The organism is Scytonema hofmannii PCC 7110, from assembly GCF_000346485.2.
In the GTDB taxonomy this organism is placed as follows: Bacteria; Cyanobacteriota; Cyanobacteriia; order Cyanobacteriales; family Nostocaceae; genus Scytonema; species Scytonema hofmannii.
In genome coordinates, this window is the sequence record NZ_KQ976354.1 from 3,831,207 (window position 1) to 3,842,642 (window position 11,436).

General features: G+C 42.6%; 9 protein-coding genes. 1 reads left to right on the top strand and 8 read right to left on the bottom strand.

The features are described 5' to 3' along the window. From WA1_RS15630 to WA1_RS15665, 8 genes are all read right to left on the bottom strand, one after another. Complete coding sequence (locus tag WA1_RS15630) at nucleotides 1-1,137, bottom strand: glycosyltransferase family 2 protein (protein ID WP_026135312.1); 1,137 nt, start codon at nucleotides 1,135-1,137, stop codon at nucleotides 1-3. 149 nt (nucleotides 1,138-1,286) lie between these two features. After that, a complete protein-coding gene (locus WA1_RS15635) occupies nucleotides 1,287-2,540 on the bottom strand; it encodes a glycosyltransferase family protein (RefSeq protein ID WP_017749426.1) in 1,254 nt (417 codons plus the stop codon). A gap of 81 nt (nucleotides 2,541-2,621) precedes the next feature. Beyond that, on the bottom strand, nucleotides 2,622-3,854 hold the full coding sequence (locus WA1_RS15640) for a glycosyltransferase family protein (protein ID WP_017749427.1): 1,233 nt from the start codon (nucleotides 3,852-3,854) through the stop codon (nucleotides 2,622-2,624). 101 nt (nucleotides 3,855-3,955) lie between these two features. Then, nucleotides 3,956-5,215, bottom strand: a complete 1,260-nt coding sequence (locus WA1_RS15645) for a glycosyltransferase family protein (RefSeq protein WP_051077146.1) — start codon at nucleotides 5,213-5,215, stop codon at nucleotides 3,956-3,958. Between the two features lie 35 nt (nucleotides 5,216-5,250). After that, entirely contained in the window at nucleotides 5,251-6,063 is an 813-nt protein-coding gene (locus tag WA1_RS15650; protein ID WP_017749429.1) for a class I SAM-dependent methyltransferase, read from the bottom strand. A gap of 111 nt (nucleotides 6,064-6,174) precedes the next feature. Continuing rightward, nucleotides 6,175-7,005, bottom strand: a complete 831-nt coding sequence (locus WA1_RS15655; RefSeq protein WP_017749430.1) for a class I SAM-dependent methyltransferase — start codon at nucleotides 7,003-7,005, stop codon at nucleotides 6,175-6,177. Between the two features lie 853 nt (nucleotides 7,006-7,858). Beyond that, nucleotides 7,859-8,530, bottom strand: coding sequence for a response regulator transcription factor (locus WA1_RS15660; RefSeq protein WP_017749431.1), 672 nt, complete (start codon nucleotides 8,528-8,530; stop codon nucleotides 7,859-7,861). Between the two features lie 22 nt (nucleotides 8,531-8,552). Then, on the bottom strand, nucleotides 8,553-10,034 hold the full coding sequence (locus WA1_RS15665) for a sensor histidine kinase (protein WP_017749432.1): 1,482 nt from the start codon (nucleotides 10,032-10,034) through the stop codon (nucleotides 8,553-8,555). Nucleotides 10,035-10,645: 611 nt separating this feature from the next. Between WA1_RS15665 and WA1_RS15670 the strand changes: the two genes are divergently transcribed. After that, complete coding sequence (locus tag WA1_RS15670) at nucleotides 10,646-11,125, top strand: IS200/IS605 family accessory protein TnpB-related protein (RefSeq protein ID WP_017749433.1); 480 nt, start codon at nucleotides 10,646-10,648, stop codon at nucleotides 11,123-11,125. The last annotated feature ends 311 nt before the right edge of the window (nucleotides 11,126-11,436 follow it).

An 11,436-nucleotide genomic window follows, 5' to 3' on the forward strand; every position in this document is an offset into this window, starting at 1 on the left:
TTACGCCTCCAAAATACGATCTTTTGACCTTAATTTGGGAGCTGTTATGAGATTACCACTAGACTCTGGCTGCTTCGAGGCTTGAGCCTGTCTGCTCTGAGGATAGAACTTTTCGTAGCGGTTGCTGATCCAACGGTTCAGTCGTCTTTCCAAGGGCATGAGAATTTTTTCTAGCCACTCGCTGTCACGTCCGAAGGTAAAGCGACGGATCAGAGGTTTGAGCCATGCCTCGTGTCGCCGATGACCCAGCTTCCGATATCGCTTTTGGAGATACGCATCGTCGTCAGAAAGATTCCATTTGTCACGGAAATAATGCAGACTCTCTAATTCCCATGCGTCGCTCCAGCGTACCATAAAGAAGTGCAGATCTGACCACTGAAATTGCGTGCCTTGAATATATCCTGCAGATGCTAGATTTTTTTGTGCTTCGCCTACCGCCAAGGTATCAGTGAACACAACAGACTCTCGCTCGCAATAAATGGTAGATCCCGCCTGAGTCGCCATTAGACAGAGATCGATGTACTCTCGCGTGTTTAGCAACCCTTCATCGAGGAGATCGACGCGATCGAAGAGTTCAGTGCGGACGAGTACACAGTGCAACTCGACATAATCGCACTTTATGCGGTGAAGTTGGTCGCGCACTTCGGCCATTGGTGTTCCGTTAAAAAAGGCTTTTTGCTTATTACGCCATACGGTTTTGTCACCTTGTATCTCCGGTACAATGCGGACTTTCCCACCAGCATTGTGAATTATTTCATGCTCGGGCTTACCAATGCAGGTCAAGGGACCAACTACTCCCGCTCCTGTTTCCTCAGCACACTGCACTAACTTCTCCAGCCAACCTGGCTTGACAATTACGTCATTATCAATGAAGACAATATACTTAGTTTTCACTTCACGACGCCCGATGTTTCTGGCTCGGTTGGGAGATAAGAAGTATTCAGATCGAATCAGTTTAAACTGCTTTTGTTGTGCTTGCTCTTCTAGATAGCGTCTGGTATCGGAGGGCGAACCACAGTCTACATAGACTAAGTCGAAGGGATAATTTGTGTCCTTGTAAATGCTTTCCAAGGACTCACGACTATAGCTAAAACGCTCCCGTGGGACTACAATCAGGGTTACTAACGGATTTTCCATGGTAGATGTTTCAAGTACTAACGGATTTTCCATGGTAGATGCGGTCATTTCTAAGTCTCCTTTTCTGACTTTCCTGGTGTTAATTTTGTGTTGTTGCCATTGGCGACTAGAAGTCGCAACTATACAGGCAAAACCCACCTACGTGGGTTTCAAACCCTTGATTTCTTGTTAGTACGCGCAGGCGGACTTTGTTTGTGTAGTCGCGAATTAAATTCGTCCAAGACTTGCTGGTTTTGAAGCAACTCTTTTAGCAATACGACAGTTTTCTGCGCGCCTTGGAGTTCAAAAGGTTCAAAGTTGTTCGTAACTGGTTCTTTGCTAAGATAGTCGATAATTTTTGCTGCAAGTTTAAAAGGTTTCAAATCATGAGGATGAATAATCTCAAGCATTCCCAGCGTTTCCAACTTCTCAGCCCTGACTTTCTGCTCCCAATCTTTATTAGAGGGATAAATCATGGAGCGAACGCCAGTTCTGACAATGTTCATTGTGGTGTTGTAGCCTCCCAGACTAATTGAAAGGACTGCTTTTTCCATGTATTGAAGTAAATGAGAGGTATATCTTCTCATGGAAATATTGGAGCGATTTGCTACCGCTTTTTGCAATTCTACAAATTTATCATCCGGTAGAAAAGGCCCTGTAAAAACTTGAATTTTATGTGGTAAAATGCTTTCAAAAATTGAGCTAACTTCCACAATGCTTTCTAAGAGATCGTGACCCAATTGACCTCCACCAACACTCACTAAAATCATCGGTTCTTTCATATTCAGGCTGGAGAAATCCTCATCCGCGATCGCAGGATTTTCCGGTGGTGATTGTGCAACATATCCCGTATAACGGATATCGCAATTAATGTCTTGAACTCTAGAAAAGCTTTCTTCTAAGCTGTGAAATTGTGGATCTGAATGAACCAATAGCATATCATAATACTGGTTCAATAATTTACAAGTCTTCTCAAGCACCTCAGCTCTATCTTGATAGGGTTGCGCCATCACAATATCTCGAAGACTGCAAACAACCTTGGTTGAACGCCCTGTTGATTGAATTCGCTCTAGAAGTGGGATGGATTCAAACTCAAACTGATACTTTTTGAATGGGTAACCTTCTGTCATTAAACAATCAGGCTTAAACTCTTCAAACACTTTCAGCAATAGATTTTTTCGGCTGTCTTTAACTTCCTCAAGATTCTGGGAACTGTCCGCCACCTTGATTTGTCGGTTCTCCGACAAAAGCAGAGGAAGAGTAACCACCTCAACAGCTGATGGAATTTCTAACCCCTCCACCTCCGTTCCAGCCTTGACAAAACAAACTTTGAATTCTTTAGCTAGGCTACGGAGAATTTCTACACTGCGAACAAGATGACCCATTCCTAAATGATATTGGCAGTAAAACATGATTTTTTTCATGCAACCGATCTCCACTTTTTTAATTCATTATCCAAACCCCCCATTTTTAACTATGAGGATTAACTGGTTACTGGTCACTGGTCACTGGTAACTAGTAACTAGTAACTGGTCACTGGTCACTGGTAACTGGTCACTGTGACTTTGAAGTAACTCTTTTAATAAGACAGCCGTTTTCTGTGCGCCCTGGAGTTCAAAATAGTCAAAGTTGTCTGCAATATGTTCTTTGTTCAAACAGGCGATAATTTTTTGAGTAAGATGAGCGGGTTGCAAATCATCAGGACGAATCATCTCTACAATTCCGAGTTTCTCCAGCTTTTGAGTCCTGATTATCTGCTCGTTATCTTTATTAGAGGGATAAATCATGGAGCGGACGCGAGTGCGGAGAACATTCATGGTGGTGTTGTAGCCTCCCAAACTAATTGAAAGACTTGCTTTTTCCATGTAGGCCAGTAAGTTTGGGGTGTATCGCCGCAAGGTGACATTGGTTTTATCTGCTGCTAATTTTTGCAGTTCTAGAAACTTTTCATCTGGCATAAAAGGACCAGTGAATATTTGAATATGATGCGGCAAATACTGTTCAAGAATTAGAGCAGTTTCTACAACACATTCGAGCAGATCGTGTCCTAGTCTCCCACCACCGACACTGACTAAAATCATCGGTTCTTTTCTACTAAGACTGACAATATCCTCATCCGTAGTTACAGGATTTTCTGGCGGTGATTGCACGACATATCCCGTGTAATGGACTTGACAGGTAAGGTCTTTAGCTTTGGAAAAGTTTTCTTCTAATCTGTGAACTTTTGGATCTGAATGAACCAGTAGCATATCAAAGTACTGATTCATGAATTGACATCTTCTTTCCTCCTCGTTGGCTCGGTTTGCATATTCCTTTACCATGATGATGTCACGCAGACTGCAAACCACTTTGGTTAAATGACCTGTTGATTGGACTTTTTCTAGGAGTGGAACTAACTCAAATGCTAAAGCCTTCTTCTTACTAAACGGATACCCTTCAGTAATTAAACAATCAGGCTGAAACTGCTCGTACACCTTGAGGAGTTGATTTTTTCGTAACTCTTTAACTGCCTCAAGACTCTGGAAACTGTCTACTGCCTTGAGTTCTCCGTTCTCTATCCGAAGCGCCGGGATATGGACTACCTCGACTGCTGGTGGAATTTCAAACCCCTGAACAATCTCTCCACCATCAATAAGATAAACTTTGAAGTCCTTAACGAGGCTACGAATAATTTCTGTAGTGCGAACAAGATGACCCATGCCCAAAAGATTTTGACAGTAAAACATGATTTTTTTCATGCAACTGTTACTCCAGCTTTTTCTAGATTTTTCGATTTTCTGTTTTTGACTTCTAAGAAAGCGGGAAGCGGCTTCCTTGTCTATGAGTTATGGACAGTTTGTTAGACGAATTCTTCTGCTACTTGAATAGGTATCGGTTGGGTGGGAAGAGAATAGGCAACAGGATAAGAAGAAACTGGGCTTTGAAGTAACTCTTTGAGCAAGTCAGAGGATTTCTGGGAACCTTGGAGATCGAAAAAGTCAAAGATCCCCCCAACTGCTGCTTTGCTCAAATATGCAATAATTTTTTGAGCAAGTTGAGCGGGTTCGAGCTCGCTAGGACGAATGACTTCAATAGTTCCTAAATTCTCCAACTTCTCAGCCCTGAGTACCTGCTCGTTCTCTTTCTCGGAGGGGAAAATCATGGAGCGGACACCTGTTCTGAGAACATTCATTGTGGTATTGTAGCCACCCAAACTAATTGAAAGATCTGCTTTTTGCATATATGCTAGCAAGCTTGGGGTGTAGCGGCGTATGGTGATATTGCTTTTATCTGCTGCTAATATTTGCAATTCTAAAAACTGCTCATCCGGCAAAAAAGGTCCAGTAAAAATGTGAATATGGTGCGGCAAAAACTTTTCAAGAATTGAGGCACTTCCTACAACAGATTCCAGTAGTTCATATCCCATTCTACCCCCACCGATACTGACCAAAATCATTGGTTCTTTCCGGCTCAGGCTGGCGATATCCTCATCAGTAGTTACAGGGTTTTCTGGCGGTAATTGTGCAACATAGCCCGTGTAATGAACTTGACAAGTAAGGTCTTGAACTCTAGAAAAGTTCTCTTCTAATCTGTGAACTTTTGGATCGGAATGGACCAGTAACATATCATAGTACTGATTCATCAATGTACAAATTTTATCTTCTAATTGAGCTCGTCGATCCAAATCAGTCTTATTCGACGACAGAATAACGTCTCGAAGACTGCAAACCACTTTGGTTGAACGCCCTGCTGATTTCACGTGGTCTAGCAGTGGAATCAACTCAAAGGAAAGCTTGCGTTTGCTAAATGGAAAACATTCTGTAATTAAACAATCAGGCTGAAACTGCTCGTACACCTTGAGGAGTTGATTTTTTCGTAACTCTTTAACTTCTTCAAGATTCTGGGAACTGTCTACTGCCTTAAGTTGTCGGTTCTCTAGCCAGAGAGCAGGGAGATGGACGACTTCCGCTTCTGATGGAATTTCAAACCCCTGCACAATCTCTCCACCATCAATGAGACACACTTTGAAGTCTTTAACCAGGCTACGAATAATTTCTGTACTGCGAACAAGGTGACCCAGACCCCAAAGATTCTGGCAGTAAAACATGATTTTTTTCATACAACTGTTACCTTTTTTCTGTTTAGGTAAATACTTTATTTCTTCCATGCAAGGTGTACCGTCAGCGGTACTTTCTCCTGGAACTGTCCTGTCGGAACTACCTCAAGAAGCGTTGTTTTCAAATCCTCTTCAAATTGCGGGACGCGATCGCCTAGAAGTGACTGCGAACAAAAGGATGTTGAATACAAATAGCCGATGATGGTTTCGATAGTCCAATTGTGCTCAAACTCTAACTTATGTTTTGCCATTCTCGTGAAGGACGACTTAGCAAGCAAGTCTTTTGTCGAGGCTTCAGAGGAAATGTAGGTGCTCCTGCTGCTCATCCCCGCTCGACGTTGCTCACCCAGCCATTTTTTCACAACTTCAATGGTTTTTTGCTTCCAAAATTCAGGACTTTTCCAGAAACTTCTGCCAGTACTAATAATTGCTAGCCCGCCATCATCTAAAAGTAATTCATAACAGCGCTCTAGAACGACTTCCTTGTCCATCCAACAGAAGGCGTCTCCAATCGTAGCGAGTTTAAAAAAACTCTGGCTTGAAGAAAACTCTTCTGCCTGTTGCTCAAGCCATGTGATATTGCTAGTACCAAGCGCTTCCGCTTCTTTTTGAGCCTCACTGAGCATTTCCGGCTCGGGATCTAGCGCAATTACCTCTTCAAAACGGTTAGACAATGGAATGGCGAGATGGCCAGTTCCGCAACCGAGATCCAGGAGTCGTCCTTGTCCGTTTAAATTGAATGCCTCTGATAGCAGTTCAAACAAGACGCTTGGGTATCCCGGTCTGTAGCGGGCGTAGTACCAGGCAGTACCCTTGAATAAGGTAGGGTCATATGTGGTAAATGTAACCATCGTTCAAATCTCCAGAAATTAATTATGTATTACCCGAAGTCTTGGTAGGGGCGCAACGCCTTGCGCCCTTACATCTTTTCCACGCCTAGATCTATTGTCAAAACTTTTAGTTTAAGATGTCTGGCTCCATTGCTTCCATGCAAGGTGTACCGTGAGTGGTATTTTCTCCTTGAATTTCCCCGATGGCTCTACCTCAAGCAGCGTTTTCTTCAAATCCTCTTCAAATTGCGGGACGCGATCGCCTAGAAGTGACTGCGAACAAAAGGATGTCGAGTACAAATAGCGGATGATGGTTGTGATAGTCCACTTTTGCTGAAACTTGAATCTACACTTTTGTGTCCGAGCGAAAGGTAATTTAGCAAGCAGACGACTTTTAGAAATTGTCGAGGTCGTGTAGAAACTCTTGGTGTTAGTCCCAGCTCGACGTTGCTCGCCCAGCCATTTCTTTACAACTTCGATGATTTTTTGCTTCCAAAGTTCATCGGGATTTTTCCAGAAATTTCTGCTAGTATTAACGATTGCTAACCCTCCATCATCTAAAAGCAAGTCGTAACAGCGTTGGAGGACGAGTTCCTTGTCCATCCAATGGAGGGCTTTGGCAATAGTAATGAGTCGAAAGAAACCCAGGCTTGGAGAAATCAGTTCTGCCCGTTGTTCAAGCCATTTGATATTGCTAGCACTAACCGCTTTTGCTTCTCTTCGAGCCTCTTTGAGCATTTCTGGCTGAGGATCTATCCCAACGACCTCTTCAAAACGGTCAGACAATGGAATTGCGATCTCACCAGTCCCACAACCGAGATCGAGGAGTCTTCCTTGTCCGTTCAAATTGAATGCTTCTGATAGCAGTTCAAACAAGGTGTTTGGATATTGCGGTCTGTAGCGGGCGTAGTAGCTGGCAGTACCCTTGAATAATGTAGGGTCATATGTGGGAAGTGTATTCATAGTTCAAAAATTTTTTGCAGAATGAATGCGTCATAAATTTGTAGATATGTTTTCAGGAAATTAGGAATTACGCACTGTAGAAATAGACGAGCTTGTGTATTAACGTGTATTTGGTTGTTTCAAACTTTTCACGACTGCCCTCAGATGGTTGGTGTAGATGCATGGGGCTTGTCGTTAGACATCGCTTGATGGATGAAAAAATTAAACTAGAATGCCTGAAAATTCATACTTCACATTTGATTGTTTCTGTCAATGCGTAAGTCCTAAAATTGTTGTAATTTCAGTCCATCGGCATACTCGGAACCCAAAACTCAAATATATAAAGTTCTTCAATATATATTGAGAGGTAGGGAACTCTGTTTTGGGAGCCGTTAAACTTTGCTCTTTAGCTTTGCTTTAACTCAAAAGTAACTTGATTTTTACTTGGTCATCATGACTGATTGGTGAAAATTTTATGAAAGCTTTTTCATCTTGTTCGCAGTCGATCAATCCAAAATAGCGTCTAGATGAAAGACTTTTCATAGATAATTCATCAAACTTTCATGACGAAAAAATTGGGGTTTTGCTAACTTTAAATTAACTCAGTTTTATGACTTTTATCAGAGGATACTCTCTAGAGTGCCGACACAGTATTCCAAAAGAGGGCAAAAATCCGGCGTCTCTCTTCGGTCAAACTTGAGATCTCCTATGCGTACAGACTAAGCATGGCTAGTCTCTACAAAGAAACCGGGTTTTTATGATTTCTCTACCAGTGCTTTAGGAATAATAGAATAAATTTGGTAGGATATAGCGGTAAAAAAATTCAGAAACGGCTGTATATGCAACCCGAATGACCTCAATTAAAATGAGTCCCTTAAGTTGTTTGCAGCTTATAGCCTACGCCTCTAACAGTTTCAATCAGGTTTTCGCCAAGCTTTCGGCGCAGATGTCCCACATAAACATCCACGATATTGGAGCTAGGGTCAAAGTTGTAACCCCAAACGTAATTGAGAAGCTCTTCTCGGCTCAGGACTTGATTTGGATGGCGCATAAAGGTGTCTAAGAGGATAAACTCCTGGTTGGATAGGCGGATTGAGCGATCGCCAACTTTGACTTGGCGCTTGGGCAAGTCAAGGACGATGTTACCCACTTTTAGGACTTCTTCCTGCTTGCGTCCGGGCGGTTGGCGATCGCGCAACCGCAGGAGCAGTCTTGCAAGGAGTTCTTCAAAGCTAAACGGTTTTGTGATGTAGTCATCGGCTCCGCTCTTGAGTCCAGCAACTTTATCGTTCACATCATCCCGCGCTGAGAGAATGAGAATTGGTATATGTTCACCCTGACCTCGCAACTCTTCTATGACTTCTGTTCCATCTTTACCGGGAAGACCCAGGTCAAGGATCAAAAGGTCAAAATTTTGACTGCGAGCCATGTGAACTGCTTCGTAACCATCCGTAGCTACTGAGGTAAAAAAGCTATGCTCCTGGAGTTTTTTTTCTAAAAAAGCAGCGATGCGAGATTCATCTTCTGCAATCAGAATTCGTTTCATAAGACACCCTAGTTTGGTAAGTTTAAACTGGAATCACAATCGTGAAAGTAGAGCCATTACCTGGTAGGCTGATTAATTCCACCCAACCACCGTGAGCTTCGGCTATGGCTTTGACAATCGCCAATCCTAAACCCGCGCCTTGCAAACGCTGCCTACTGTCACCTCGGATAAAACGTTGGAATATCCGTCTCTGCTCAACAGGATCGATGCCTTCCCCTGTATCGCGTACCCAGAAATGCAACTGATTATTAATTAAGGTCGAGCCCAATGCGATCTCATCAACCTCAGTTGTGTGTTGGATCGCATTTTGAATAAAGTTCATCAGCGCCTGGGTCAGACGGTGGGGATCGGCGATGATGCGACCCGAACCCTTGGCTTCTAAGCACCAGTTCCTCTGGGCTAAAATGCTTGCCTTGGTGTATATTTTTTCGGTCAACGAGCCAATTTCTACAATTTCTAGGTTTAAAAAATTGGGTTGCTCTGCCTTTGCCAACAGCAGTAGGTCATTGACAAAGCGACTCATGCGCTCCAACTCGCTGAGGACTAATTCCAGCATTTCACGTTGTTCTAAGGACTCGACTTTAAGTTGTTCTAAATAGCATCGGACAATGGTGATCGGTGTCCGCAGTTCATGACCTACGTCGTTGATGAAGTCTCGTTTACTGGCAAAGGCAGTCTGGAGCCGCTCCAGCATTTCGTTGATGGTGATTGTCAGTTCGGTGATTTCGTCGCTTCCTTGCACTGAAATACGTTGCGTCAGATCGGTCTCGCTAATTGCTCGGGCTGTTTCACTGAGTAAGCGCAAGCGAACTAGTATCCTTCCTGCTGTTAACCAAGCAATGGACGAGGTTAAGGCAATGACAGCCATAATTCCCTCGACAAGTCCGACAATTAAAATAATCTGATTCACTTCCTCATATTTGCCAGCCGGGATGATCACTACCACAAAAACTCCACGAGTTTTGCCCCCGATCCTGATTGGATCTGCCAGATAGCGTATAGTACCGACTGGGGTTACCATCTTGCCGTTTTCAGGCTCGGTTAATTTCGCCCAGCGATTTACTACCGAATTAGGATGTAGAGAGTCTGGAAGACCTATAGGGCTGGATTTATATAGTTTCCCATCCAACAGCGTCAGCATAAACTCATCGTCATTAGGCACATTGCGCCTGAGAAATACATCGAAGATAGAAGCAACATCATCTTCAAAGGGTAGACCTGTCATTGGGTTGCGACCTTTAACCAAGCGGCGGAATTCTTCCATCTCCTGAACTAAAATTTTCTCAATCTGGTCTTCTACACGAGCAATGAGGATATGACGGATTGCTAGAAGCGATACCATGGTCGAGAAAACAACGAGCACAAGATATGAAGCTATTACCCGTGCTCTAGCTCCAAAGACGAATCTACGCCATCCTTGCAAGTTGTGAATTTGGTTTTGCCCCATATCAAAATTTGCACCCTGATTACGGAAGATAACATATAGCAATCCCCTTTCAATCATGAAAACATAATTTGATAAAGAAATACTATAAAAATTTATCAACCTAATTTGATAATATGATAAAGAAATACTATAAAAATTTATCAACCTCACTCTTTTTTATTACTTTTGCGAGAGAATAATCAACTAAAAATTCAATAAAGAAAATCAGGGACTATGGTAGAGCTTTAGAAACCTGGTATCTCCCAGATACTGGGTTTCTTTATTTCACGATTTAATGAGAATTGCTATATACTTAAAGGTGGTGTATTAATATGAATTTTTGATGAAACTTTATGCAAATCAAATACAGTATGTACTAACTGAAATGCGAGTTCTAGAAAATCTTGTAATGTAAATTTTTGACATTCAATTAGCCAATTAGCGCGATCGCATTCGATATGAGAAGCAAGGGGAAGGAACTGTAACTTAACTCCTACCCATATTGACCCATCACTACCCTTGTTTGGGGAAGTCTGAAATAAGTTGATCTACATATTCCCTGAGCCGTTCTTGCCAGTTAGGAACTTCAAACCAAACTTGGCAACTTTAATCGCAACGTAAACCGATTACCCAAAGATGGCTCTAAAACATGGCACTTTTATCATAAATATGGCTCCTGGAATGCCGCAGTGCAGTTTACTCCTGCGCCAGTAGAACGTGTTTCTCAGCATTCAGCTTATGGCTGTGTTGGAATTGATATGAATCCTGAATCCATTGGCTGGGCATATGTTGATCATGATGGCAATCTCAAAGCACATGGACAAATTCCATTACAAATGGGACTCAAATCAGGTAAACAGGACGCTCAGATAGTAAATGCTTGTTTACAGCTAGCAACATTGGCTACTAAATATGCTTGTCCTATTGTTTGTGAGGAATTAGATTTTTCTGCCAAAAAAGAACAATTAACAGAACGTAGTAGAAAATATGCACGAATGCTATCTAGTTGGGCATATAGCCGATTTTATGAATTATTAGAAAGTCTTTTAAATAATCGTGGTATTTACCTGATGAAGGTAAATCCTGCATATACCAGCATCATTGGTTTAGTAAAATATGCACGTCAATATGGTTTAGCCAGTGATGAAGCCGCAGCATTAGCTATTTAAAGCTTGCACTTTCGGGCGTGAGTAGTAAGCAGTTGTTAGCCTTTTTTTACCGACTTACTTAGGGACTTCCAAGAAATAAATTATCCATCTTGTGGGATGGGCGTCCTCGCCCGTCCTATGCTAATAGTGGCTCGCCCGTCCTATGCTAGTAGTGGCTCGCCCGTCCTATGCTAATAGTGGCTCGCCCGTCCTATGCTAATAGTGGCTCGCCCGTCCTATGCTAATAGTGGGCGAGGACGCCCGCACTACAAGAAATTTTGGGAGATCTTTTTATTTGGAAGTCCCTGATTGCAATACAGGATTCAAATTCC